This is a genomic window from Pseudomonas sp. D(2018) (assembly GCF_005502555.1).
Classification (GTDB): domain Bacteria; phylum Pseudomonadota; class Gammaproteobacteria; order Pseudomonadales; family Pseudomonadaceae; genus Metapseudomonas; species Metapseudomonas resinovorans.
Window position 1 is genome coordinate 74,998 of record NZ_SCOK01000004.1, and the last position, 23,192, is coordinate 98,189.

Consider the following 23,192-nt stretch of genomic DNA (forward strand, 5'->3'; position numbering starts at 1 on the left):
GAACAATGACTACAGTTTTCCCGCGTAGTAGCCTCGGGCTCTGCTTGAAAAATGGAGTCTTCGCATGCCTTTCCGCCGTACCAAAATCGTCGCCACCCTCGGCCCGGCCAGCAACTCCCCGGAGGTCCTGGAGCAACTGATCATCGCCGGGTTGAACGTTGCCCGCCTGAACTTCTCCCATGGCAGCCCCGAGGAACACAAGGCACGCGCACGCCTGGTCCGCGAGCTGGCCGCCAAGCACGGCCGCTTCGTCGCCCTGCTCGGCGACCTGCAAGGCCCGAAGATCCGCATCGCCAAGTTCGCCAACAAACGCATCGAACTGAAAGAAGGTGACAACTTCCGCTTCTCCGTCACCCACCCGCGTGACGCCGGCAACCAGGACGTGGTGGGTATCGACTACCCGGACCTGATCAAGGATTGCGGCGTCGGCGACGAACTGCTGCTGGACGACGGCCGCGTGGTGATGCGCGTCGAATCCACCAGCGCCGACGAGCTGCAGTGCCGCGTACTCATCGGCGGCCCCCTGTCCGACCACAAGGGCATCAACCGCCGCGGCGGCGGCCTGACCGCTCCGGCCCTGACCGCCAAGGACAAGGCTGACATCAAGCTGGCCGCGGAAATGGAACTGGACTACCTGGCGGTGTCCTTCCCCCGTGACGCCGCCGACATGGAACTGGCCCGCCGCCTGCGCGACGAAGCCGGAAGCAAAGCCTGGCTGGTGGCCAAGATCGAACGCGCCGAAGCCGTCGCGGACGATGAAGCCCTGGACGGCCTGATCCGCGCCAGCGACGCCGTGATGGTGGCCCGTGGTGACCTCGGCGTGGAAATCGGCGATGCCGAACTGGTGGGCATCCAGAAGAAGATCATCCTGCACGCCCGCCGCTACAACAAAGCCGTGATCACTGCGACCCAGATGATGGAGTCGATGATCCACAGCCCGATGCCGACCCGCGCGGAAGTCTCGGACGTAGCCAACGCCGTGCTCGACTACACCGACGCCGTGATGCTGTCGGCCGAAAGCGCCGCTGGCGAGTACCCGCTCGAAGCCGTGCAGGCCATGGCGCGCATCTGCCAGGGCGCCGAGAAGCACCCGGACACCCGCCGCTCCAGCCACCGTATTGGCAAGACCTTCGAGCGCTGCGACGAAAGCATTGCCCTGGCGTCGATGTACGCCGCCAACCACTTCCCCGGTATCAAGGCCATCATCTGCCTGACCGAAAGTGGCTACACCCCGCTGATCATGTCGCGCATCCGTTCCTCGGTACCGATCTACGCGTACTCCCCGCACCGCGAAACCCAGGCCCGCGTGGCCCTGTTCCGTGGTGTGGAAACCATCCCCTTCGACGCCGCCGCACTGCCCCCGGAGAAGGTCAGCCAGATGGCCGTGGACGAACTGCTGCAACGCGGCGTGGTCACCAAGGGTGACTGGGTGATCCTGACCAAGGGTGACAGCTACACCACCCAGGGCGGCACCAACACCATGAAGATCCTCCACGTCGGCGACCTGCTGGTCTGACCCGATCTGGAACGAAAAAGCCGCCCTTCGGGGGCGGCTTTTTGCTTTCTTGTAGGGGTGAATTCACTCGCTGCTCAGGCCGCAAGACTCTGCTCTACAAGGCCGAAGGGGGGCAGCAGAGCTGCCCTTGGCGAATGAATTCGCCCCCACAATCACACGAACTTCGAAAAATCCGGCTTGCGACGCTGGGTAAAGGCCGACAGCGCTTCTACTGCTTCCGGCGAACGCAGGCGCTGGCTGAACAGCTCGCCCTCCTCGGCTATCACCCGGCGAAGCTCATCGCGGCCCGGGGCCTGCATCAAGCGTTTGCTCACGGCCAATGCCGAGGGTGCCAGGTCGAGGAACCGCAGCGCAGCCTCGCGAGCACGGGCCAGGGCCTCGGTACCGTTCGCCAGGGCGGCATTGGCAATGCCCCAGTTGGCAGCCTGTTCACCCGTGAAGCCCTCACCGAGCAGCAGCAACTCCGCAGCCTTCGCATGACCAAGCAGGCGCGGCAGGATCAGGCTGGAGCCGAACTCGGGGCACAGGCCAAGGTTGACGAAGGGCATCTTCAGCTTGGCGTCGCAACTCACATAGACCAGATCGCAGTGCAGCAGCAGGGTGGTGCCGATGCCCACCGCCGGACCGCTCACGGCCGCCACGACCGGCTTGGGAAAGTCGAAGAGCGCGCGCATGAACTGGAACACAGGGCTGTCCATCCCGGTCGGCGGCTCCTGGAGGAAGTCGACGATGTCATTGCCGCTGGTGAAGCACTCTTCGCTACCGGCGATCAGTACCGCGCGCACCTCGCGGTCTTCCCGCGCCTCGTCCAGCACCTCGGCCATGCGGCTATACATGGCGCGGGTCAGGGCGTTTTTCTTGTCTGGGCGGTTCATGCGCAGCGTCAGCAGGCCCTGCTCGCGCTCGACCAGAATATGCTCGCTCATGGGAAGTCCTCGATGTTCTAGTGCCCGCTTCAAGCTTCGCGGGTCAGGAAGGTATCGGCCAGCAATTGGTTACGGGGCAGGCCGGCCAGGTATAGCCGGCGCGCGAAATCCTCGACGCTGGCAGGATGGCCGCAGAGTAAGGCGATGGTCTGGCGCGAAACAAGGCGGAATTGCGCCAAAACCTCTGGCAGCTCGGCCGGCGTGATCAGCCGGACATCCACGCCCGGATGTGTCGCAGCCAGCGCCACCAGGGGCTCCGCCAGATAGTGGCCGCCGGCATCATGGGCGAGGTGAATGAGGCGGATCGGCCCCTGGTGATGCTGCCTCAGCGCCTCCCGCAGCAGGCCCCAGAGTGGCGCCAGTCCGGTACCCGAGGCAAGGAACAGCAGCGGCCGGACGTCCCAGGCCGGGTCGTAATGCAGTGCGCCGCCGTGAAGTTCGCCAAGACGCAGTTTGTCACCCAGCACCAATCGCCGAGCCCGGTCACTGAACAGGCCGGGCTTGCCGCAGTCCAGGTGAAACTCCAGGCCGTCATCGGCGCCAGGCAAGCTGGCCAGGTAATAAGGCCGGGCGACCCCTTCGTCGTTCCACAACAGGAGGTGCTGGCCGGCGCTGTAGCGCAACGGTCGCCTTGGCGCGAGTCGAAGGCGCAGGACATCGGGCGTCGGCCAATCAAGACCGACGACATCGGCCTCTAGGCCATCACGGGCAGGATCGAAGACCTCCACCACCAGATCCTGCACCACCAGGCACTGACAGGAGAGCCGCCAGCCCTCGGCGCGCTGAGAACGGTCCAGCGCTTCCGGCTTGGCATCCGCCGGCTCGCCGGACAGGCAACGAACCAGGCACGCGTGGCAGCTGCCAGCCCGGCAGCTATAGGGCACCTTGCAGCCCCCAGCGTTCAGCGCGTCCAGCAGATTGCTGGCGGGTGCAACGGTCCAGCGTTTTCCGGCAACTTCTAGTTCAGGCACCCTGGCCCTCCCAGGCGGCATCGCAACGGTTACGTCCGCCGCGCTTCGCCCGATAGAGTGCCTGATCCGCGCGCTGCAGCGCATCATCCAGATCGTCCCCGGCCGTCAGCAGCGTCATGCCGGCCGACAGGCTCAGCCGATCCACCTGCACCCCCACCGGCTCGGACTGCTCGAAGGCATGGCGCAGTCGCTCGCAGCAGGCGGTGAGGCGATCCGCATCGCAGTTGGGCAGCAGCAGAACGAATTCTTCGCCGCCGTAGCGCGCCAGCACATCGCCGTCGCGCAGGCAGGCCCGCGCTACCGCGGCGAAGGTCTGCAGTACCCGGTCGCCAGCGGCATGGCCGTGGACGTCGTTGATCCGTTTGAAATGGTCGAGGTCGATCAGCGCCAGGCCGTGATGGCGATTCGGCGCGAGGTTGTCCAGCTCGCGACCGGCCAGGCGAAGGAAATGGCGGCGATTGAACAGCCCGGTCAATTCATCGGTGGCCACCAGGTCTTCCAGCTGGCGCATCATGCCGCGCAGGGTGTCCTGGTGCGCCTGGAGGGCGAAGCGGCGTTGGCGCATCCGCTGGCGCAGCGCCTGGACATAGCTGGCGAACAGACTCAGCCAGACCATCAGCACGAAGAGTACGCAGACCTGCAGCAGTGCCAGCGACGGGTCTGGCAGCTGCATCCAGTAGGCTTCGAACAGGTTGAGGCCGGCGAACGCGAAGAATCCTACCGCCGCGCAGCGGGTGAATACCCTGGGTTTGAGCTGGAACACCCCGAACAGCATGATCAGGACGTAGACCGCCAGCAGAGTGCCTCGCGCGTCATCGACCATGGACATCAGCCAGGTCGTCCAGCCCAGTGCAAGCAGTACCTGGGGCTCGGTCAGGCTTGGGTCGGTGAAGCGGAGGTTGTGCCCGCTGATGAACAGCCAGAACAGTACGAACTGGGAAAGGGCGACGAGGCCGGAACCGATCAGGGCAGTGCTCGCCGACACCCGGAACAGGTCACCGATCATCGCGACCCAGCACAACAGCAGGACCATCGAGTAGGTGGCCACAGCCATGCCAAAGCGCTTCAGTAGCAGACTCTGTAGGGCTCTATGGCTGATCCGCTGGCTGGATGGGCTCATGGGCTCCTTCCCGTAATGGCACCATGCCTTCAATGTACGCCTGTGATCACAAAATGCCTAGTGCGTAGGAAGTGTCCGACAACCGACCAAGGTCGACTGCCGGCGACTGTGCCCGGCAGACGCCACGCGCTATACTGCCGCGCCTTTTTAGCCTGCAAGCGCGCCGGGTCGTGGTCCGGCGCTTCCCTGATGTTCCCTTCCAAGAGGAGCGCACCCATGACCGTGATCAAGCAAGATGATCTGATCCAGAGTGTCGCCGACGCCCTGCAGTTCATTTCCTACTACCACCCCGTGGATTTCATCCAGGCCATGCACGAGGCCTACCTGCGTGAAGAGTCGCCCGCCGCGCGCGACTCCATGGCGCAGATCCTGATCAACTCCCGCATGTGCGCCACTGGCCATCGCCCGATCTGCCAGGACACCGGTATCGTCACCGTGTTCGTCCGCGTCGGCATGGACGTGCGCTGGGACGGCGCCACCATGAGCGTGGACGACATGATCAACGAGGGCGTGCGTCGCGCCTACAACCTGCCCGAGAACGTCCTGCGCGCCTCCATCCTGGCTGACCCGGCCGGCGCCCGTAAGAACACCAAGGACAACACTCCGGCAGTCATCCACTACTCCATCGTCCCGGGTAACACCGTGGAAGTGGACGTCGCGGCCAAGGGCGGCGGCTCCGAGAACAAGTCGAAGATGGCCATGCTCAACCCGTCCGACTCCATCGTCGACTGGGTCCTGAAGACCGTCCCGACCATGGGCGCCGGCTGGTGCCCGCCGGGCATGCTCGGCATCGGCATCGGCGGTACCGCCGAGAAAGCCGCGGTAATGGCCAAGGAAGTGCTGATGGAGTCCATCGACATCCATGAGCTGAAAGCCCGCGGCCCGCACAACAAGATCGAAGAAATGCGCCTCGAGCTGTTCGAGAAGGTCAACCAGCTGGGCATCGGTGCCCAAGGCCTGGGCGGCCTGACCACCGTGCTCGACGTGAAGATCATGGACTACCCGACTCACGCCGCGTCGCTGCCGGTGTGCATGATCCCCAACTGCGCCGCCACCCGTCACGCCCACTTCGTGCTCGACGGATCCGGCCCGGCCGAACTGGAAGCGCCGCCGATGGACGCCTATCCGGAAATCGTCTGGGAAGCCGGCCCCTCGGCCCGCCGTGTCGACCTCGACACCCTGACCCCGGAAGAAGTGCAGAGCTGGAAGCCGGGCGAAACCGTCCTGCTCAACGGCAAGATGCTGACCGGCCGCGACGCTGCGCACAAGCGCATGGTCGATATGCTGAACAAGGGTGAAGAACTGCCGGTGGACCTGAAAGGCCGCTTCATCTACTACGTCGGCCCGGTCGATCCGGTAGGCGACGAAGTGGTTGGCCCGGCAGGCCCGACCACCGCCACTCGCATGGACAAGTTCACCCGCCAGATCCTCGAGAGCACTGGCCTGCTGGGCATGATCGGCAAGTCCGAGCGCGGCCCCATCGCCATTGACGCGATCAGGGACAACAAGGCCGTCTACCTGATGGCCGTTGGCGGCGCCGCCTACCTGGTGGCCCAGGCGATCAAGAAGTCCAAGGTCCTGGCCTTCGCCGAACTGGGTATGGAAGCCATCTACGAGTTCGAAGTGAAGGACATGCCGGTGACCGTCGCCGTCGACACCAAGGGCGAGTCGGTACACATCACCGGCCCGGCGATCTGGCAACAGAAGATCGCCGAGAACCTGGCGGTGGAAGTGAAGTAAGCCTTCATCGCTGCATGAAAAGCCCGGCCATGTGCCGGGCTTTTTCGTTCTTGCGGTTTTGCGTTGGAGCCGTATGTAGGATGGGGCGAGCGGAGCGAGACCTATAGAGTCTATTGGGACATGGCTGATGGGTATCGCAAGCTCCACCCATCCTACAGAAGCGTCGCCTGCTCGAACTGCTCAGGCCAATCCCGGCGCGTGAACACCTGCCCTTCCTGGCGCACCCGGCGCACCTCGTCCAGGTCCAGGTCGCAGACCAGCCACTGGCTGGTCGCGGGGCATAGCTCAGGGCTTTCGGCGATCACACCATTGCTCGGCATGCCGTAGTCCGGCGGTACATAAAGGCCGGCGCGGCCGATGTTTTCGTCCAGGGCCGGCGACCAGGGCGCCAGGCCGACGGTGGGCGCCTGCAGCACGGCGATCTGGTTTTCCAGGGCGCGGGCCTGGGCGCCGATGCGTACACGGTGGTAGCCGGCCTCGGTGTCGGTGCAACTGGGGGCGAGGATCAGGTCGACGCCGCCTTCGGCCAGGGTGCGGGCCAGCATCGGGAACTCGTTGTCGTAGCAGATCAGGATGCCCAGACGCCCCAGTGCCGTGTCAAACACCTTGAGCCCTTGCCCCGCTGCGATGCCCCACTGTTCGCGCTCGAAGCGGGTCATGATCAGTTTGTCCTGGAAGCCCAGTTCGCCCCCCGGACCGAACAGCCACGCGCGGTTGCGATACAACCCATCCGCATCGCGCACCGGCAGGCTGCCGGGCTGCAGGTAGACTCCGAGCTTGGCCGCGATGCCGGCGCACAGTGCGCGCCAGTCCTGCAGCAACGGCTGGACACCCGCGATAGAGGCCTGCAAGTCACCCCGCTCAGCCGGCGATAACTGACCGGCCAGCACCAGGCCTGCGTACTCAGGCAGCACCAGCAACTTTGCACCGGCCTCGGCAGCCTCTGCGCAGAGGCTCTCCAGGTGAGTGGCGTACGCACCCCAGCTTTCATGGAGCTCGATGGCGTACTGGCAGGCGGCGATCCTGATCATGGATTGAGCTCCTTGAGCCAGAAAGACATGGGCTTGGCCGACTCGGTTTCCTCGTCCAGGTCGCGCCAGTGATATGCGGTGCGCAGTTCCGGGTGATGGCGATAGCCACGCCGCGCCCAGAATTCATTCAGGGGCTGGTAGTCGGGCGGGCGGCGTGGATGATCGTGCGGGCGTTCCACCGCGCAGAAGGCGCAATGCTCGAACCGTCCTAGACGCCGTGCGTAACTTTCACGCTCGGCGAAGAAGAGCACGCCCAGGCCAGCACCGCGGTGCTCCGGGAGCAGCACCGACTCGCCGAAATAGAAAATGCGCTCCGGGTCCCAGCCCTGCTCGCGGAAGGGCCGCTGAAACTCATCTGTTTCATCCGACATCGGCAGGCCCGTCGAAGCACCCACGACCCGCTCGCCATCCAGGGCCAGGACGAACAGGCTTTCCGGTGACTCGGCATAGGTGGCCAGGTAGCGCGCCTCGTACTCGAGCGTGCCGTCGTAGAGATAGGGAAACTCGCGGAACACCGTCAGGCGAAGGCGTGCGAGGTCTTCGATATGGGGCGCGATGGCGGCGCCCTGGAGAATACGGATGTGCATGGGAGCGGTCGTTCTGGCGATGTGGATGACGCCCCTGGCTAAGCCGGGCCTGGGTCAAGAACCTATCATGCCGGGCACGGACCGAATGACCCCATTGCGACAGGAACCCAACCATGACCGCTACCGAACTGGTGCAAGCCTATTACAACGCCTTCAACGCCGGAGATATGCCGGCGTTCCTCGCCCTGCTCAGCGAGGATGTCGTGCATGACATCAACCAGGGCGAACGCCAGCAGGGCAAAGCCGCCTTCACCGCCTTCATGGAGAAGATGAACCGCTGCTACAAGGAGCGCCTGTCCGACATCGTGGTGATGCAGAGTGCTGACGGCAGCCGCGCAGCCGCCGAGTTCGTGGTGCACGGCCAGTACCTGTCCGACGATGAGGGCTTGCCGCCGGCCAAGGGCCAGACTTACGTGCTGCCAGCCGGCGCCTTCTTCCACATCCACTGCGGCAAGATCGCCCGCGTGACCAACTATTACAACCTGAACGACTGGGTCGAACAGGTCTGCTGAAAGCAGCCTGCTGCGCGTCGGCGATACGGCGTTATAAACAGCCTCGGAATGCTCATTTACAGTCGTAAACTCCGCTTCCTCGGCTGTTTATGCCTTGTCTCGCTCTAGCTCGCGAGGCTGTGAAGATATCCGTCAGGTGCTCACTCGCGCCTTTGGCAGCTCGACCACCGTGGCGCGGCGCTGAGCCAGGTAGCGGGTGCAGCTGACCCGCAGGAAAGACGCGAAGTTGACCACCTCGCCGCGGTACTCCATCACCTCGTCATAGAGCTTGGTGATGAGCTGGTTGGTGGTCATGCCGTCCACTTCGGCGATCTCCCGCAGGATGTCCCAGAACTGGTTCTCCAGGCGCAGGGTGGTCACCACGCCACGGATGCGCAGCGAGCGCGAGCGGGACTCGTAGAGGATGGGATCAGCCTTGACGTACAGCTCGCACATGGCGTGCCTCCAAGTCAGTGTTATGGCGCATCGGCGTAGGGTGGATCACGCTTCACCGATCAATCTTCGGAGTCCGGCATGACCTAAATGGTGGAAACGAACAGCGGTTTCCACCCTACGCGCCTTATAGCTCGATCTTCGTCCCGAGCAACTTGAGGAACCCCGCCAGCCAGGCGGGATGGGCCGGCCAGGCCGGGGCGGTCACCAGGTTGCCTTGGGTATGGGCGGCGTCCACCGGGATATCCACATACTGACCACCGGCCAGCCGGACTTCCGGGCCGCACGCCGGGTAGGCGCTGCACTCGCGGCCTTCCAGCACGCCGGCGGCTGCCAGCAGTTGCGCACCATGGCAAACGGCAGCGATGGGCTTGCCAGCCTTGTCGAAGGCCTTCACCAACTCCAGCACCGAGGCATTCAGGCGCAGGTATTCCGGCGCGCGGCCACCGGGAATCAGCAGGGCGTCGTAGTCTTCTGCCTTGACCTTGGCGAAGTCGAAATTGAGGGCGAAGTTGTGGCCAGGCTTCTCGCTGTAGGTCTGGTCGCCTTCGAAGTCATGGATGGCAGTCCGCACGGTCTGCCCGGCGATCTTGTCCGGACACACGGCATGCACCGTGTGGCCAACCATCAGCAGGGCCTGGAACGGCACCATGGTTTCGTAGTCTTCGGCGTAGTCGCCAACCAGCATCAGAATCTTCTTCGCGGCCATTTCGCATCCTCCTGGATTGGAAGCCCTGAGGCTTCAAAGGGTAGCCAATTATCCCCGGCGCCTTTCGGCGGCGGGTAATAGGCCCCTACTACAAGGACGGATGGCACAACTCAGATGCCAATCTTGTCCAGCGCCCGGCCAACTCCGCGCCAGAACCCCTCCTGCGGTCGGACCCGGTCACCGCTGGCGGCAATGCGTTCGCTCGGCTGCACCTGACGGGTCGTGGTGATTTCCTGGCTGCCCAGGGACGCCTCTACCAGTTGCAGGGGGCCATTGCCGGCGTTGGGCTGTTCGCTGTTCTTCGGCGGCGGATCCAGCTCGTCGTAGCGCAGGTAGTACGTTCGCCCGGCCGTGGCGTCCAGGGCAAAGGAGGTGATGAGGGTGAAATCCAGCGGGCCGTCTGCGAACAAGGTCCAGTAGCTGCCGAAGAGCGGTCGGCGCATCTCCAGCTTGTAGCTGGCGGCGTCGAACTCCAGCGCCAGGTAGCCGTTGCTTGGCAGACTGCCGATCAGCTCGTTGTTGAGGAAAATGCCTGGGGCCTCCAACTCCTGGTCCGCCCATTCGCTCTGCGGTCGGTAGAGGTAGACCAGCGCGTGCTCACCGTCACTGGGTGCAGCGGCCTGGAACGGCGGCCCTTCAGTGGCGCCGAAGAAGGCACCCGGCGTGGAACAGCCGCCCAGCACGGCAAAAAGCAGCAGGATCGGCAGGTATCGGCGGCCCATGCAGCCACTCCCTCTTGTAGTAGTGGAGCAAGCCTAGCCCGGCGTCGACCCGCGCACACCCGACGAAAGTGCGGCCCCGGCTTCGCGCTCCTAGCGGCGGCGGTCGAGCAGGTTCACCACCAGTCGATCCAGCCATCCCCAGAGACGCTGGCGCAAACGCTTGCTCAGCGGGCGCGCATGCCAGTCCTCCATGGTGATTTCGCGGCTATCGGAGAAATCCTGGCGCATGCAGGTAGCCACCGCCTCGGTAAAGCTCGGGTCCATCGCTTCGAGGTTGGCTTCCAGGTTGAAGCGCAGATTCCAGTGGTCGAAGTTGCAGGAGCCAACGCTGACCCAGTCATCCGCCAGCACCATCTTCAGGTGCAGGAAGCGCTGCTGGTACTCGAATATCCGCACCCCGGCACGCAGCAGGCGCGGGTAGTAACGCTGGCCCGCGAAGCGCACCGGTGGGTGATCGGTGTGCCGGCTGGTCAGCAGCAGACGCACTTCGACACCCCGTCGCGCGGCCTTGATCAGCGCACGACGAACCTTCCAGCTCGGCAGGAAATAAGGCGTGGCCAGCCACACGCGGTTGCGCGCCGTGCGAATGCTGCGTGCCAGCGACTGGACGATATCGCGATGCTGGCTGGCGTCGGCATAGGCCAGGCGTCCGAGGCCCTCGCCTACCGCCGGATAAGGCGGCAGATGGGCGAGCCCCGGCGCCTCCCCTGGTTTCCAGGGACGGCGGCCGAGGTTGGCCAGCCACTGGTAGTCGAAGATCAGTTGCCAGTGCGCCACCAGCGGCCCCTCAATGGCCACCATCACCTCGTGCCAACGGCTGGTCTCCTCGGCTGGGCTCCAGAACTCATCCGTGGAGCCGGTGCCGCCGACAAACGCCAGGCGATCGTCCACCACCAGAATCTTGCGGTGGTCGCGGTACAGGTTGCTGAAGCCGCGCCGCCAGCGGATAGGGTTGTAGAACTGCAGCAACACCCCGGCGTCGGTCAGCCGCTCACGCAGCGCCGCACCCAGACGCAGGCAGCCGAAGCCGTCGAACAGGCAACGCACGCGAACACCCCGCACGGCCGCGACACACAGGGCGTCGACCAGTGCTTCGCTGCATTGGCCGTCTTCCACCAGATAGAGCTCCAGCGCGACCTGGTACTCCGCGCGGGCGATGGCGGTGAGCATGGTCGGAAAGAACTGCGGGCCGTCAATCAACAGCTCGAAGCGGTTGCCGGACTTCCACGGGAAGATCTGTCCCATCAGCGCTCCGTGAAGATCAGCACGGCCCCTACCGGCACCGACAGGCTGATTCCCGGCAGACCGGCCAGTTTGCGCAGCTCATCCAGCGCCGTGGTCAGGCCGAAGTCCTCCACCTGCAGCACCAGCGGCGCCAGGGTCACTACCTGGAAGCGGTGATCGTCCAGGCGCGTGGCCAGGAGTTCGGCACGGTATTGCTGCTCCTTGTCGCGAATTTTCACCGTCAACGGCAGGCCCAGCTCCAGCTGGGCACCGGGGGCCAGGTCGGTGATGGGGCGCAGGTCGAGCTGCGCGACCACCTCGGCCTCGGGGTACTTGGCGATCTCGAAGAACTGCTCCCGCAAACGCAGGTCACGCAGCGGAACGCCGGTGCTCACCGACTCCAGCTCGACGCGCAGGCGCGCCTGGCCATCCGGGCCGATCTTGCCGTGCAGGGTGAGGAATCGGTGCACCTCGGAGATGCTGCCGGCCTTGGTGGAGATGAAGGATATCCGCGATGACTCGTTGTCCAGGTACCAGCTCGCGTGGGCGGGCAGCGCCAAGGCAGCGAGCAGGGCAACGAGGGGGCGTAGTGATGTGTGCATGCGGGCTTCCTTTGGCATGTCGCTTACGGCCCAGAGACTCAGGCCGGACTCCATTGGTCACACGAATCGCCGCCGGGTTCCACCTGAGGCGATCCCGACGGACGGGCAATGGATGCAAAGCTACCAGAGGAAACGGAACTTTGGGCTCAGCTGTAGGGGCGAATTCATTCGCTATGTCTGCGTTAGCTGTTGCGAGAGATTTACCATCGGGCCGAGAGCCTTGTAGGAGCTGGCTTGCCAGCGAAACAGGGCCATTCGCTGGCAAGCCAGCTCCTACGGGCAATGCATCTACTTGCAACACGTCATGCAAACAGAACCAATCCAAAGGCTGTTACAGGCGCGGGTAGTCGATGTAGCCCACCGGGCCCTTGGCATAGAAGAGTTCCGGACGCGGCTCGTTCAGCGGCGCATCCAGGCGCAGGCGCTCAGGCAGGTCGGGGTTGGCGATGAAGGGGATGCCGAAGGCCACGGCATCGGCCTTGCCGCTTTCCAGCCAGGCACTGGCGCTGTCCCGGGTGAAACGTTCGTTGGCAATGAATACGCCGCCGAAAGCTTCCTTCAGTTGCGGCGAGAGGCTGTCCTCACCTTCCTTCTCGCGGGCGCAGATGAAGGCAACGCCACGCTTGCCCAGTTCACGGGCGACATAGCTGAAGGTTGCGGCCAGGTCGGAGTCACCCATGTCATGGGAGTCGGCACGCGGTGCCAGGTGCACGCCGACGCGGCCGGCGCCCCACACCTTGATCGCCGCATCAGTGACTTCCAGCAGCAGGCGCGCGCGATTCTCGATGGCGCCGCCGTACTGGTCGGTGCGCTTGTTGGTGCCGTCCTGGAGGAACTGGTCCAGCAGGTAGCCGTTGGCTGCGTGGATTTCCACACCGTCGAAACCGGCGGCCTGGGCGTTCTCGGCACCCACGCGGTAGGCCTCGACGATGTCGGCGATCTCTTCGGTCTCCAGGGCGCGCGGCACCGGGTAGTCGCGCAGCGGACGCAGCAGGCTGACATGGCCCTTGGCAGCGATGGCGCTGGGCGCCACCGGGGCCTCGCCGCCCAGGAAGCTCGGGTCGGAGATACGACCCACGTGCCACAGCTGGAGGACGATCTTGCCGCCGTTGGCGTGTACCGCCTTGGTGATGTTGCTCCAGCCCTTCACCTGCTCGTCGGACCAGATGCCGGGGGTATCCGGATAGCCGACGCCCAGGGGCGTGACGGAGGTGGCTTCGCTGATGATCAGCCCCGCAGAGGCGCGCTGTGTGTAGTACTCGGCCATCAGGGCGTTGGGCACCCGGCCCTCGTCGGCGCGGCAGCGGGTCAGCGGCGCCATGATGATGCGGTTGGAAAGTTCCAGGTCGCCGATCTTGATCGGGTCGAAGAGCGTAGGCATGACGTTTACCTCGGGTCAGTCGAGAGCCGCTTGCAGCTCGGGATTACGGTTGCTGAAGGTGAGCAGGGTCGCTATCAGGGCGAGGATCGCCAGCACGGCAGCGGCCAGGGGGACAGTGGTGAGGCCGTAGCCCTGGCTGATGACCAGGCCGCCGACCCAGGCGCCGAGGGCATTGCCCACGTTGAAGGCGCCGATGTTCAGGGTGGAAACCAGATTCGGGGCAGCACTGCCGAAGTTCACGACGTTGACCTGCAGGGCCGGCACCGCGGCGAAGGCGGCCGTGGCCCAGAGGAACAGGGTGATTTCCGTGGGGATCAACGCAGCGCTGGTCCAGGTCAGGGCACTGGAAGCGACGGCCAGGGCGACGAACACGCCCATCAGGGTCTGGGCCAGCTTCCAGTCGGCCAAACGGCCACCGATCACATTGCCCAGGGTCAGGCCGAGGCCGATCAGTAGCAGGCTCCAGGTCACGCCACGGGGCGAAACGCCGGTCACCTCGCCAAGCAGCGGCGCAACGTAGGTGAAGATGCAGAAGACCGCGGCGGAGAACAGCACGGTGGTGGACAGCGCCAGCCACAGCCCGGCACCACGCAGGGCAGCGAATTCGGCACGGATGTCGGTGGCTTCCTCGTCATGCTGGCGCGGCAGCACTCGCCACAGGCCGATCAGCGCTACAACGCCGATCAAGGTCACGGCCCAGAAGGTGGAACGCCAGCCGGCGACTTGGCCGAGGGCAGTGCCCAGGGGTACGCCGAGCACGTTAGCGAGGGTCAGGCCGGTGAACATCAGGGCCACCGCAGAGGCCTTGCGATTGGCCGGCACCAGGCTCGCGGCCACCACCGAACCGATGCCGAAGAAGGCGCCATGGCAGAGTGCAGTGACGACTCGCGCCAGCATCAGCAGGTCGTAGTTGGCGGCGATGGCGCACAGCAGGTTGCCGACGATGAACACCCCCATCAGCACCAGGAGCGCGCCACGGCGCGGCAACCTGGCTGTCGCCATGGCCATGAAGGGTGCTCCGATGGCCACGCCCAGGGCATAGCCGGTGACCAGCCAGCCGGCGCCGGGGATGGTCACGCCAAGGTCGGCGGCCACCTCGGGCAGCAGGCCCATGATGACGAACTCAGTGGTGCCTATCGCAAAAGCGGACAAGGCGAGGACGAGAAGCGCAGTAGGCATGGGCCTGCTCCTGGAAGGTTTTCGGGTTTTGGCAGGTGCTGCAGTTACAGCTCGTCGCTCATCTGGCGAAGGAATTCAGCGATGACGGCTTCGTTGCGTTTGAAGAAATTCCATTGACCCAGCTTTCGGCTGGTCACCAGCCCGGCGCGCTGCAAGGTCGCCAGGTGAGCCGACACGGTGGACTGGGACAGTCCGCAGCGCTGGTCGAACTTGCCGGCGCAAACGCCGATCTCGAAGGGCTGGTGTTCCTGCTCGTCGAAATACTTCTCCGGCTCCTTGAGCCACTGGAGCATCTCGCGTCGCACGGGGTGAGCCAGTGCCTTGATGATTTCGTCGAGGTCGATGGAGGTGTTCATGGCCGCTGTCGTATATCGGAATGGAACGAACTTTATATCGATAAAAAACGATACGCAGATCGTTTGTGACGATAGTCATCATCGACCGTCATGATAGAACCGTCCTCGGGTTAAGCTCAGCTGATGAATTACCTCGCCCACCTCCACCTTGGCGGCTCGCAGCCTGCGCAACTGCTCGGCAGCCTCTACGGCGACTTCGTCAAAGGGCCGCTGGCCGGGCGCTGGCCGGCGGATATCGAAGCGGCTATCCGCTTGCACCGGCGCATCGACGCCTTCACCGACAGCCACCCGCTGATCACCCAGGCCAAGCTGCGTTTCCCCAGCGAGCGGCGGCGTTTCGCGGGCATCCTGCTGGACGTGTTCTTCGATCATTGCCTGGCTCGCGACTGGAATCTCTATGCCGCCGAGCCACTGGATGCCTTCACACGCCACGTGTACCAAGTGCTGGTTGCCGAACCGCAATTGCCTGGCCGCCTGGCCCTGATCGCGCCGCGCATGGCTGCCCAGGACTGGCTGGGTAGCTACCGCGAGTTCGAAACCCTGGAACTGGTCATCGCCGGCATGTCCCGGCGCATCTCGCGACCGGAAGCACTGGACGGCGCTATGGCCGAACTGGAAGCCCTGTACCGGCCCCTTAGCGATGACTTCCGTCAGTTCTACCCCCTGCTGCTGCAGTTCGCAGGTCCCCAGCCGATCATCGATTGACCTGTATCAAGGGAAAATTCCTACACCTGCAGTGGAATGGATTAAGCAACCATTTCAGGAGGTGCCCGATGAAAGCGCTGATGCTGGCGACCGACCTTTCCAACCGATCCGACCGCGCCCTGCGGCGTGCGGCCCGACTGGCCCGACAGTTCGAGTGCCCCTGGTTCATCCTCCATGTGGTCGACGAAGACCAACCGCAACTGCGCGTCGAACTGGAAGTGGAGCAGGTGCGCCGCTACCTCAATGATCAGCTGGACTTCTTCACCGAGCTGGGCGGTCGCGCCCCGGAAGTCTGGGTGGAAGTGGGCGACCCAGCCAAGCACATTGCCGACTGCACCCGCTGGGCCGACATCGACCTGCTGGTGGTCGGCAGCCACCGCAAGAATCCGCTGCGCGACATCTTCGTCGGCACCACCCTGGAGCGCCTGGTGCGCACCAGCCATGTGCCGATCCTGCTGGTGAACAGGGCCGCCGAGGACGACTACCTGATGCCGCTGCTGGCCCTGGATTGCTCCACGGCCTCCGCTCAGGCCGTGCGCGCCGCCCATGAGCTGGGTCTGCTACCCAAGGCAGGCGCCAAGGCGCTGTACGCCTTCGACCCGCTGGGAGGCGCCGTGATGCTGGCGGCTGGTGCTGGTGCCGGAGCGATTCCCGGCGACTACGCCGCCGAAGAACGACTACGGGCCACCGCCGCACTGGACAGGTTTCTGCTCGAGGAAGAACTGGGCTCCGTGATCGACCAGCGCCTGGTCGAAGAAGGCCAGCCAATGACGGCGCTGCGTCGTGTACTGGAGCGTGAGCCCATCGACCTGCTGGTGATGGGCACGCGTGGGCTGACAGGGATGAAACGCCTCCTGATCGGCAGCGTGGCCGACGCCGCCATGCGCGAGCTGGACTGCGACATCCTCACGGTGCCGCCGATTCGCTGGCCGGACAGGGACAAGGCCTGACCACCACTCAGGCGGCGAGGGCCTCGTCTTCGTCCTCACCGAAGAGCGCCCGTTGCACGGCGCTCTTCGCTTTTTGACTGATCACCGTGCGACTCAGGCCCTCACTGGGAATGGGCTCGAGCAACTGGATCTCCACCTCGGCGCGGTCGCTGCGCAGCAGGCGCACCAGGTGCGAAAGCAGATCGTCCTCGCCGATGAAAGGTGCGATCTCATCGCGCTGGCCGTCACGCAGATAGCGGATGGCAACCGGCTGCACCGGCACTTCCGTCTCCACCGCGCTGGTCAACAGGCGACTGTGGAACGTCTTCAGCAGGCTGCCATCGGTGGTGGTGCCTTCCGGGAAGATCAGCAGATGGCGTCCATCCCTGAGGTGACGGGCGAGCTGCTGGCCAACCAGGCCGCTATCCCCCGAACCCCGACGGATGAACAGGGTGCCGGCCTTGTGTGCCAGCCAGCCGGCCACCGGCCAGGAGCGAACCTCGGCCTTGGACAGGAAGGACAGCGGCGCCACGGCGCCAAGCAGCGGGATGTCGGTCCAGGAGACATGGTTGCTGACCCACAGCATCGGCTGCTCGGGCACGCGACCACTCACGCGAACACGAAATGGCAGTGCGCCAGACAGCCGGGCCAGGAACCAGCGGGTCAAGCGCTGCCGGGTGGCCATCATCTGCCCCCGCCCAAGGCGTTCCAGCACACCGACCCAGGCGGCCAGCGAAAGGCCGAGGCCGATCACCGCCAGCAGGCGGGCCACACGCGCGTAGAAACGTACGGACTTCAGCATGCCTGGCCTCAGACCGCGGCCTTGAAGTGACGGGCGTAGCGCGGGCAGAGCTCGTCGCGCTTGAGCAGGATGAACACGTCGGCGACCTGGAAATCCGGGTCCCAGCACGGCTCGCCGCAGACCTTCGCCCCCAGGCGCATGTACGCCTTGAGCAGCGGCGGCATCTCGGTGATCACGTTGCCCGGCAGCTCCAGAATGGGCAGCGGGTTCTTCGGCTCGGCGCGCAGGTATTCGGTGCACAGGTAACGCTCGCGCAGGCGCTGCATGATGGCCTGGGCCTGGATACCGCCGTCCTGCATCGGAATGCTGGCGCAGCCCATCAGGTAGCGGTAACCGCCCTGGTTCAGCACCTCGGCCAGTTCACCCCAGAGCACGGCGATGGTGGCACCGTTACGGTAAGCCGGGTCGACGCAGGTACGGCCGATTTCCAGCACCGGGCCCTGCAATTCGCCGAGCCCATGGAGGCTGAACTCCTCTTCGCTGTAGAAGCGGCCCAGGTCGCGGGCGGCCTGGTGGTCGAGCAGGCGGGTGGTGGCGACCAGCTCGCCGCTGTCCAGGTCGCGCACGCCGATGTGCTCGCAGTGCGGATCGTAGTCATCCATGTCGAGACCGAACTCGGCGCCTTGCAGCTTGGCGTCGAACTCGGCGCTGAACACACGAAAACGCAGGGCCTGTGCCTCACGCAGCGCAGCGATGCCTTCCAGGCGCTCGGCCTGCAGGCGGCGAGGGCTTTTCCCGTTGGGTGCGACACTGTCGCGGGTCATGGCGATCTGGGTCATGAATAAGCCTCCGTAGGCCGGCTCGATCCCGGTTGCAGCCGGACGATCTTGTTGTGCAAGCTCAGGCTAGGTAGACCCGGTGTCACCACCATGACGGTGGCGTGATGCTTGTATGACAGCCCCCAAGGAGTTCTCCAATGCCCTGGCAACGCCTGCTCGAAGCCTCTGCCCGCCTGCCGTCCGATCAACGCCTTGATGACTGGTACGGCACCCTGCTGGACCGTCTGGGCGAAGTCACGCCCTTCGAACTGGCGGTGCTCGGCGGCAAGCTGGCCCCCACCCCGGGGCTGGCCTTCCTCGCCGGTTACCAGGGCGCGTTGCGCCTGCTCTGGCCCTCGGCGCCGCTGAGTCTGGGCGCCTTGTGCGTCACCGAGAACCGCAGCGTGCGCCCGGCGGACATGCAGACCCGCCTGACCGGCCTCAGCCTCAGCGGCCGCAAGGATTTCGTCACCGCGGGCGACGCCGCCGACTGGCTGCTGGTAGCTGCCCGCGAAGAAGCCGAGGGCGAATCTCCGCGCCTGGCCCTGGCGGTGGTGCGCAACGGTGCTCCCGGTGTGCGCGTCGAACAACTCAAGCCGCTGCCGCTGATGCCTGACATCCCCCATGCACGCCTGCACCTGGAAGCCGCCCACTGCGAGCGTCTGGCGGGCGATGGCTGGGATGCCTACGTGAAACCCTTCCGCAGCATCGAGGATCTCCACGTCCTCGCTGCGCTGGTCGCCTGGCTCTATGGCATTGGCCGCGACAGTGCCTGGCCCCAAGCCCTGCAACTGCGTCTGCTGGGCTTGCTCACAGGCGCCGCGGAAGTCTCCCGACACTGCGCCACGGCCTCGGCTATGCACCTTTTTCTGGCGGCGCTCTTCGCCGAGTTCAAGGCACTCAAACCCGAGCTGGATGCCGCCTTCGCCAACGGCCCTGCGGACTGCGCCACGCTTTGGCAGCGCGACCAGGGCGTACTGGATATCGCCAGCGGGCCACGGGCCAAGCGGCTGGAGAAGGCCCTCGTCGCCCTGGGCATCTGAAGAACCGTGGGCGCGAACGCATTCGCGCCCACACCTCATTCGGCCTCTCACAATCGCGTCTTGATCCAGGTCAGGACTCGACCATCAGAAATGCCTTACATCTGCGCGTCGCTTTTCCTACCGAGGTTTACATGCGTCGCGACCCCATCGTGCTGTTCGACAACGGCTCCCATCAATGCCTGATGTTCGACGATCTGGTCAGCGGCGACGGCGTGCAGTCCAACCAGTTCCTGATCACCGACCACGAGCAATACCTGCTACTGGACCCGGGCGGCGACCTGACCTACACCCCGCTGTCGCTTGAACTGTCCAAGCACATGCCGGTGCAGGACCTGACCTACATCTTCGCCTCCCACCAGGACCCGGACATCATCGCCTCCCTGGACAAGTGGCTGCTGCACACCCGTGCGCGGGTAATCTGCTCCAAGCTCTGGGCACGCTTCCTGCCGCACCTGACCGCCAACTACCTGGCCATCAGCCACGGCATTTCCACCTACGACCGCATCATCGCCCTGCCCGACCGAGGCCAGTCCATCACTCTCGGTCGCTGCCACCTGAAAGCCGTGCCGGCGCACTTCCTCCACTCGGTGGGCAACTTCCAGCTCTACGACCCGGTCAGCCGCATCCTTTTCTCGGGCGACATGGGCGCCTCCTTGGTGGATGACGCCACGCCGGTGCGTGACTTCATCAACCACGTGCCGAACATGGAAGGCTTCCACCGCCGTTACATGGCCAGCAACAAGATCTGCCGGCTTTGGGCCGAGATGGTGCGTGGCATGGACGTGGAGATGATCGTGCCGCAGCATGGCCGGCCCTTTGTCGGCCGCGAGATGATCAGCGCCTTTCTCTACTGGATCGAGAACCTGGAGTGCGGCATCGACCTGATGGGGCCAGACGACTACCGATTGCCCCGCTGAACTGACCTATCGCGCCGGGTAGCCGCATTAGTCGGCGCGTTCGGCGCTTTTTGCCGTCATGAGCCCCATGCTAGGTTGCGCCTTTTCATAACCAGAAGAGGCCCTTCGATGCCCGTCCCCTTCGTAGGCCAGCTGGGCCTGGCGCTCGGCTTTTGCGCCAGTCTGGCCCAGGCCGAAACCTGGCCCGCCGCCGACTGGCAGCAAGGCCCCGCACCCAGCGGCGCCGCCGTGCAGGCCTTCGAGGCCTATGCCTTTCCCAATCGTGACGATCAGAGTCGCACAGGTGTGCGCAGCGATGCCGTGGTTGTCATCCGCGACGGCGAGCTCATCTATGAACACTATGCCGGCCCAACCCGCGCCGAGACCCCGCACCTCACCTGGTCGGTGAGCAAGAGCCTGCTGGCCTCGGTAATGGGTGTTGCCTACGGCGAAGGCCGCTTCAAACTCGACGACCCGGTGGCGCGCTACTTTCCGGACTTCGCCGGCCACTCCAATGTCCGCATCGACCACCTGCTGCACTGGGCCTCGGGCCTCGCCTGGCAGGAGGACTACGAGTACGCGCCGCTGAAATCCTCGGTGGTGGCCATGCTCTACACCCGCGGCCGCGACAACATGGCCGCCTTCACCGCCGATCACCCGCTGGATGCCGTACCCGGCAAGCGCTTCCGCTACTCCAGTGGCGACACCAACGTGCTCTCCGCCGCGCTGCGCGGCATGGTCGGCGAGCAGGCCTACGCGGAGTACCCCTGGACGGCGCTGTTCGAGCCCCTGGGCATTCGCTCGGCCGTCTGGGAAACCGATGCCGCGGGCACTTACGTCGGTTCCTCCTACAGCTACCTGACCGCCCGCGACCTGGCGCGCGTCGGCCTGCTGATGCAGCGCGGCGGCCGCTGGGGCGAGCGTCAATTGCTGCCGGTGGACTGGGTCGCCTTCAACCGCAAACCCTTCGCCGACTACCGGCCGGACCCGGCCAAGCCCGGAGAGGCCGTGCCCGGCGGCCACTGGTGGCTCAACGCCCAGCTCGAAGGCGCCGCCAAGCCCTGGCCGGATGCCCCGGAAGATACCTTTGCCGCCCTCGGCCACTGGGGCCAGGCGCTCTACGTGCTACCCAGCCAGAAACTGGTGATCGTGCGCTACGCCGATGACCGCGACGGCAGCTACCGCCACAACGACTTCCTCAAGCTGGCCCTGGCCGCATTCGCCTCGGAGGTGCAGCCGTGATCGCCCGTCGCCCCGTTCTCAGTTTGCTGGTGCTGGCACTGATTCTGCTGGCCGCGCTGGCCTGGCAGAACCGCGCACACCTGGCCGCCTTCCCCGACATCATCAGCGCCTACACCGCCAAGGAGTACTGTTCCTGCCGCTACGTGATGGGCAACCCGGCGGACTACTGCCAGGGCTACGTGAAGCAGTACGTGCCCACCAGCGGTTTCCTCGACGACGCCGAGCACAAACGCGTGACGGCCAGCGGCCTCGGTCGCAGCAACACTGCGGCGTGGGTCAGCCCGCATCAGGGTTGTCGGCTCATGTCCGAGGCAAACAGCACACGTTGAGCTATCGCCCTGACGTGGAGAGGCGAGCTCTCCCGGAGGTTGGGTAGCGGAACGAAACCCAAGGTTGCAGACCACAACCTTGGGTTTCGCTTCGCTCTGGTGGAACGCCGCCCGCCGCAACCTGCATCGGCAAACCCCGCCCCCCCGGTTCCACCCTGTGGAACCACCTTCGATTGTTCTCCTTTCGCTCACGCGGTTAGCTGGGGGCCAGCCGCGCAAGGCGGCAGTCGTCCCCAACGAGGAGAACAAGAACAATGACCCGTTACGCACATATCCAGGCCTGGCTCGATGACGTAGACGCCGACTTGAAAGCGCTGCGCCAGGACATCCACGCCCACCCCGAACTCGGCTTCGAAGAGCAGCGCACCGCTGCCCTGGTGGCCCACCTGCTGACCGAATGGGGCTACGAGGTGCATAGCGGCATCGGCCGCACCGGTGTGGTCGGCGTGCTGCGCAATGGCGCCTCCAACCGCACCCTCGGCCTGCGTGCCGACATGGACGCCCTGCCCATAGTCGAGAACACCGGCCTGACCTACAGCAGCTGCCACGCGGGTCGCATGCATGCCTGCGGCCACGACGGGCACACCGTCATGTTGCTGGGCGCGGCGCGCTACCTGGCCGCGACCCGCAACTTCCAGGGCACCCTCAACCTGATCTTCCAGCCGGCCGAAGAAGGCCAGGGTGGCGCCGAAGCCATGCTCGAAGACGGCCTGCTTGAGCGTTTCCCGTGCGAGGCGCTGTTCGGCATGCACAACATGCCGGGACTGGAAGCCGGCCACCTGTGCTTCCACGCAGGCCCGCTGATGGCCTCCCAGGACCTGCTGGAAGTGGTCATCGAAGGTGTCGGTGGCCACGGTTCCATGCCGCACCTATCCGTCGACCCGCTGGTAGCTGCCTCCAGCACCGTGATGGCGCTGCAGACCGTGGTCGGACGCAACGTCGATCCGCAGCAGGCGGCGGTGGTTACCGTCGGCGCGCTGCAGGCCGGCGAAGCGGCCAACGTGATTCCACAGCAGGCGCTGCTGCGCCTCAGCCTGCGCGCCCTCGACGCCCAGGTGCGCGAGCAGGTGCTGGAGCGCGTGAAAGGGATCATCTACCGCCAGGCCGAAAGCCTCGGCTGCCGCGCCAGCATCGAACACCGTCCGGCCTACCCGGTGCTGATCAACAGCCCAGCGGAAACCGCCTTCGCCCGGCACATAGGCATAGAACTCGCCGGCGCCGACCAGGTGTTCGAAGCCCCCACCGTGATGGGCAGCGAAGACTTCGCCTGGATGCTCCAGCGCTGCCCCGGCAGCTACCTCTTCATCGGCAACGGCACCGGTGCCGGACGGCCGATGGTTCACAACCCCGGATACGACTTCAACGACGAAATCCTGGTGCGCGGCGCCGCGTACTGGGCCGCGCTGACGGAAACCTGGTTCCAGGACTCCGCCGCGCCTTCCCAGGCTTCTGCCAATGCCGTCTAGCCCAACACCAGATT

The 23,192-nt window shown here is 65.1% G+C and carries 25 protein-coding genes; 10 read left to right on the top strand and 15 right to left on the bottom strand.

The window, feature by feature from the left end:
• Positions 1-64: 64 nt before the first annotated feature.
• Positions 65-1,516, top strand: a complete 1,452-nt coding sequence (pyk, locus tag FFS60_RS04710; RefSeq protein WP_028628675.1) for a pyruvate kinase — start codon at positions 65-67, stop codon at positions 1,514-1,516.
• A gap of 152 nt (positions 1,517-1,668) precedes the next feature.
• Here pyk and FFS60_RS04715 read toward each other — a convergent pair whose 3' ends face one another.
• Genes FFS60_RS04715 through FFS60_RS04725 form a run of 3 tightly spaced genes read right to left on the bottom strand, consistent with a single transcriptional unit; the run spans position 1,669 to position 4,533 of the window.
• Positions 1,669-2,442, bottom strand: a complete 774-nt coding sequence (locus FFS60_RS04715) for an enoyl-CoA hydratase (RefSeq protein WP_137821277.1) — start codon at positions 2,440-2,442, stop codon at positions 1,669-1,671.
• A gap of 29 nt (positions 2,443-2,471) precedes the next feature.
• The gene (locus tag FFS60_RS04720; protein ID WP_137821278.1) at positions 2,472-3,413 is read right to left on the bottom strand and encodes an iron-sulfur-binding ferredoxin reductase; all 942 of its coding nucleotides are present in this window, start codon (positions 3,411-3,413) and stop codon (positions 2,472-2,474) included.
• Entirely contained in the window at positions 3,406-4,533 is a 1,128-nt protein-coding gene (locus FFS60_RS04725) for a diguanylate cyclase (protein WP_028628678.1), read from the bottom strand. The genes FFS60_RS04720 and FFS60_RS04725 overlap by 8 nt, the downstream gene beginning before the upstream one ends.
• 216 nt (positions 4,534-4,749) lie before the next feature.
• Between FFS60_RS04725 and FFS60_RS04730 the strand changes: the two genes are divergently transcribed.
• Complete coding sequence (locus tag FFS60_RS04730; RefSeq protein WP_137821279.1) at positions 4,750-6,273, top strand: fumarate hydratase; 1,524 nt, start codon at positions 4,750-4,752, stop codon at positions 6,271-6,273.
• A gap of 152 nt (positions 6,274-6,425) precedes the next feature.
• On the opposite strand, the gene FFS60_RS04735 is transcribed toward FFS60_RS04730, so the two are convergent.
• Both FFS60_RS04735 and FFS60_RS04740 read right to left on the bottom strand, forming a co-directional pair.
• Entirely contained in the window at positions 6,426-7,304 is an 879-nt protein-coding gene (locus FFS60_RS04735) for a carbon-nitrogen hydrolase family protein (RefSeq protein ID WP_028628680.1), read from the bottom strand.
• Positions 7,301-7,891, bottom strand: a complete 591-nt coding sequence (locus FFS60_RS04740; protein ID WP_028628681.1) for a GNAT family N-acetyltransferase — start codon at positions 7,889-7,891, stop codon at positions 7,301-7,303. Before FFS60_RS04740 ends, FFS60_RS04735 begins: the two co-directional genes overlap by 4 nt.
• A gap of 113 nt (positions 7,892-8,004) precedes the next feature.
• On the opposite strand from FFS60_RS04740, the gene FFS60_RS04745 reads away from it, so the two are divergent.
• Positions 8,005-8,403, top strand: coding sequence for a nuclear transport factor 2 family protein (locus tag FFS60_RS04745; protein WP_137821280.1), 399 nt, complete (start codon positions 8,005-8,007; stop codon positions 8,401-8,403).
• A 132-nt stretch (positions 8,404-8,535) separates the two neighbouring features.
• Here FFS60_RS04745 and FFS60_RS04750 read toward each other — a convergent pair whose 3' ends face one another.
• From FFS60_RS04750 to FFS60_RS04785, 8 genes are all read right to left on the bottom strand, one after another.
• Positions 8,536-8,838 (bottom strand): ribbon-helix-helix domain-containing protein, encoded by a 303-nt coding sequence (locus FFS60_RS04750; protein ID WP_137821281.1) that lies wholly within the window; start codon positions 8,836-8,838, stop codon positions 8,536-8,538.
• 124 nt (positions 8,839-8,962) lie between these two features.
• Positions 8,963-9,544 (bottom strand): DJ-1/PfpI family protein, encoded by a 582-nt coding sequence (locus FFS60_RS04755; RefSeq protein ID WP_028628684.1) that lies wholly within the window; start codon positions 9,542-9,544, stop codon positions 8,963-8,965.
• A 110-nt stretch (positions 9,545-9,654) separates the two neighbouring features.
• The gene (locus FFS60_RS04760; RefSeq protein WP_028628685.1) at positions 9,655-10,266 is read right to left on the bottom strand and encodes a DUF2846 domain-containing protein; all 612 of its coding nucleotides are present in this window, start codon (positions 10,264-10,266) and stop codon (positions 9,655-9,657) included.
• Between the two features lie 90 nt (positions 10,267-10,356).
• On the bottom strand, positions 10,357-11,514 hold the full coding sequence (locus FFS60_RS04765; protein WP_137821282.1) for a phosphatidylserine/phosphatidylglycerophosphate/cardiolipin synthase family protein: 1,158 nt from the start codon (positions 11,512-11,514) through the stop codon (positions 10,357-10,359).
• Positions 11,511-12,092, bottom strand: a complete 582-nt coding sequence (locus tag FFS60_RS04770; protein WP_028628687.1) for a YceI family protein — start codon at positions 12,090-12,092, stop codon at positions 11,511-11,513. Before FFS60_RS04770 ends, FFS60_RS04765 begins: the two co-directional genes overlap by 4 nt.
• 331 nt (positions 12,093-12,423) lie before the next feature.
• Positions 12,424-13,473 (bottom strand): alkene reductase, encoded by a 1,050-nt coding sequence (locus FFS60_RS04775; protein ID WP_028628688.1) that lies wholly within the window; start codon positions 13,471-13,473, stop codon positions 12,424-12,426.
• Between the two features lie 15 nt (positions 13,474-13,488).
• Complete coding sequence (locus tag FFS60_RS04780) at positions 13,489-14,652, bottom strand: MFS transporter (RefSeq protein ID WP_028628689.1); 1,164 nt, start codon at positions 14,650-14,652, stop codon at positions 13,489-13,491.
• Positions 14,653-14,696: 44 nt separating this feature from the next.
• Positions 14,697-15,008 carry a helix-turn-helix transcriptional regulator gene (locus FFS60_RS04785; RefSeq protein ID WP_028628690.1) on the bottom strand — a complete coding sequence of 104 codons (312 nt, stop codon included), beginning with the start codon at positions 15,006-15,008 and terminating at the stop codon, positions 14,697-14,699.
• Between the two features lie 123 nt (positions 15,009-15,131).
• On the opposite strand from FFS60_RS04785, the gene FFS60_RS04790 reads away from it, so the two are divergent.
• Together FFS60_RS04790 and FFS60_RS04795 are read left to right on the top strand one after the other, a co-directional pair.
• Complete coding sequence (locus FFS60_RS04790; RefSeq protein ID WP_137821283.1) at positions 15,132-15,713, top strand: ACP phosphodiesterase; 582 nt, start codon at positions 15,132-15,134, stop codon at positions 15,711-15,713.
• A 68-nt stretch (positions 15,714-15,781) separates the two neighbouring features.
• A complete protein-coding gene (locus FFS60_RS04795; protein WP_137821284.1) occupies positions 15,782-16,663 on the top strand; it encodes a universal stress protein in 882 nt (293 codons plus the stop codon).
• A 7-nt stretch (positions 16,664-16,670) separates the two neighbouring features.
• On the opposite strand, the gene FFS60_RS04800 is transcribed toward FFS60_RS04795, so the two are convergent.
• Together FFS60_RS04800 and olsB are read right to left on the bottom strand one after the other, a co-directional pair.
• Positions 16,671-17,444, bottom strand: coding sequence for a lysophospholipid acyltransferase family protein (locus FFS60_RS04800; protein ID WP_171016486.1), 774 nt, complete (start codon positions 17,442-17,444; stop codon positions 16,671-16,673).
• 8 nt (positions 17,445-17,452) lie between these two features.
• Positions 17,453-18,223 (bottom strand): L-ornithine N(alpha)-acyltransferase, encoded by a 771-nt coding sequence (olsB, locus tag FFS60_RS04805; protein ID WP_028628694.1) that lies wholly within the window; start codon positions 18,221-18,223, stop codon positions 17,453-17,455.
• A 137-nt stretch (positions 18,224-18,360) separates the two neighbouring features.
• On the opposite strand from olsB, the gene FFS60_RS04810 reads away from it, so the two are divergent.
• The 5 genes from FFS60_RS04810 to FFS60_RS04830 all read left to right on the top strand — a co-directional run bounded on the left by FFS60_RS04810 (position 18,361) and on the right by FFS60_RS04830 (position 23,178).
• Positions 18,361-19,245 (top strand): acyl-CoA dehydrogenase family protein, encoded by an 885-nt coding sequence (locus FFS60_RS04810; protein WP_137821285.1) that lies wholly within the window; start codon positions 18,361-18,363, stop codon positions 19,243-19,245.
• Positions 19,246-19,376: 131 nt separating this feature from the next.
• Positions 19,377-20,162: an MBL fold metallo-hydrolase gene (locus tag FFS60_RS04815; protein WP_137821286.1), complete on the top strand. Its 786-nt coding sequence runs from the start codon at positions 19,377-19,379 to the stop codon at positions 20,160-20,162.
• A 108-nt stretch (positions 20,163-20,270) separates the two neighbouring features.
• Complete coding sequence (locus FFS60_RS04820; RefSeq protein ID WP_137821287.1) at positions 20,271-21,383, top strand: serine hydrolase; 1,113 nt, start codon at positions 20,271-20,273, stop codon at positions 21,381-21,383.
• Complete coding sequence (locus tag FFS60_RS04825) at positions 21,380-21,712, top strand: amidase (RefSeq protein WP_137821288.1); 333 nt, start codon at positions 21,380-21,382, stop codon at positions 21,710-21,712. The genes FFS60_RS04820 and FFS60_RS04825 overlap by 4 nt, the downstream gene beginning before the upstream one ends.
• Before the next feature lie 254 nt (positions 21,713-21,966).
• Entirely contained in the window at positions 21,967-23,178 is a 1,212-nt protein-coding gene (locus FFS60_RS04830) for a M20 aminoacylase family protein (RefSeq protein WP_137821289.1), read from the top strand.
• Positions 23,179-23,192 lie beyond the last annotated feature (14 nt).

What these genes read in the sequence shown, in the direction of transcription:
- pyk (WP_028628675.1), top strand. Translation starts at nt 65, where the DNA reads ATGCCTTTCCGCCGTACCAAAATCGTCGCCACCCTCGGCCCGGCCAGC.
- FFS60_RS04715 (WP_137821277.1), bottom strand. Translation starts at nt 2,442, where the DNA reads ATGAGCGAGCATATTCTGGTCGAGCGCGAGCAGGGCCTGCTGACGCTG.
- FFS60_RS04725 (WP_028628678.1), bottom strand. Translation starts at nt 4,533, where the DNA reads ATGAGCCCATCCAGCCAGCGGATCAGCCATAGAGCCCTACAGAGTCTG.
- FFS60_RS04730 (WP_137821279.1), top strand. Translation starts at nt 4,750, where the DNA reads ATGACCGTGATCAAGCAAGATGATCTGATCCAGAGTGTCGCCGACGCC.
- FFS60_RS04735 (WP_028628680.1), bottom strand. Translation starts at nt 7,304, where the DNA reads ATGATCAGGATCGCCGCCTGCCAGTACGCCATCGAGCTCCATGAAAGC.
- FFS60_RS04740 (WP_028628681.1), bottom strand. Translation starts at nt 7,891, where the DNA reads ATGCACATCCGTATTCTCCAGGGCGCCGCCATCGCGCCCCATATCGAA.
- FFS60_RS04745 (WP_137821280.1), top strand. Translation starts at nt 8,005, where the DNA reads ATGACCGCTACCGAACTGGTGCAAGCCTATTACAACGCCTTCAACGCC.
- FFS60_RS04750 (WP_137821281.1), bottom strand. Translation starts at nt 8,838, where the DNA reads ATGTGCGAGCTGTACGTCAAGGCTGATCCCATCCTCTACGAGTCCCGC.
- FFS60_RS04755 (WP_028628684.1), bottom strand. Translation starts at nt 9,544, where the DNA reads ATGGCCGCGAAGAAGATTCTGATGCTGGTTGGCGACTACGCCGAAGAC.
- FFS60_RS04760 (WP_028628685.1), bottom strand. Translation starts at nt 10,266, where the DNA reads ATGGGCCGCCGATACCTGCCGATCCTGCTGCTTTTTGCCGTGCTGGGC.
- FFS60_RS04770 (WP_028628687.1), bottom strand. Translation starts at nt 12,092, where the DNA reads ATGCACACATCACTACGCCCCCTCGTTGCCCTGCTCGCTGCCTTGGCG.
- FFS60_RS04775 (WP_028628688.1), bottom strand. Translation starts at nt 13,473, where the DNA reads ATGCCTACGCTCTTCGACCCGATCAAGATCGGCGACCTGGAACTTTCC.
- FFS60_RS04780 (WP_028628689.1), bottom strand. Translation starts at nt 14,652, where the DNA reads ATGCCTACTGCGCTTCTCGTCCTCGCCTTGTCCGCTTTTGCGATAGGC.
- FFS60_RS04785 (WP_028628690.1), bottom strand. Translation starts at nt 15,008, where the DNA reads ATGAACACCTCCATCGACCTCGACGAAATCATCAAGGCACTGGCTCAC.
- FFS60_RS04790 (WP_137821283.1), top strand. Translation starts at nt 15,132, where the DNA reads ATGAATTACCTCGCCCACCTCCACCTTGGCGGCTCGCAGCCTGCGCAA.
- FFS60_RS04795 (WP_137821284.1), top strand. Translation starts at nt 15,782, where the DNA reads ATGAAAGCGCTGATGCTGGCGACCGACCTTTCCAACCGATCCGACCGC.
- FFS60_RS04800 (WP_171016486.1), bottom strand. Translation starts at nt 17,444, where the DNA reads ATGCTGAAGTCCGTACGTTTCTACGCGCGTGTGGCCCGCCTGCTGGCG.
- olsB (WP_028628694.1), bottom strand. Translation starts at nt 18,223, where the DNA reads ATGACCCAGATCGCCATGACCCGCGACAGTGTCGCACCCAACGGGAAA.
- FFS60_RS04810 (WP_137821285.1), top strand. Translation starts at nt 18,361, where the DNA reads ATGCCCTGGCAACGCCTGCTCGAAGCCTCTGCCCGCCTGCCGTCCGAT.
- FFS60_RS04815 (WP_137821286.1), top strand. Translation starts at nt 19,377, where the DNA reads ATGCGTCGCGACCCCATCGTGCTGTTCGACAACGGCTCCCATCAATGC.
- FFS60_RS04820 (WP_137821287.1), top strand. Translation starts at nt 20,271, where the DNA reads ATGCCCGTCCCCTTCGTAGGCCAGCTGGGCCTGGCGCTCGGCTTTTGC.
- FFS60_RS04830 (WP_137821289.1), top strand. Translation starts at nt 21,967, where the DNA reads ATGACCCGTTACGCACATATCCAGGCCTGGCTCGATGACGTAGACGCC.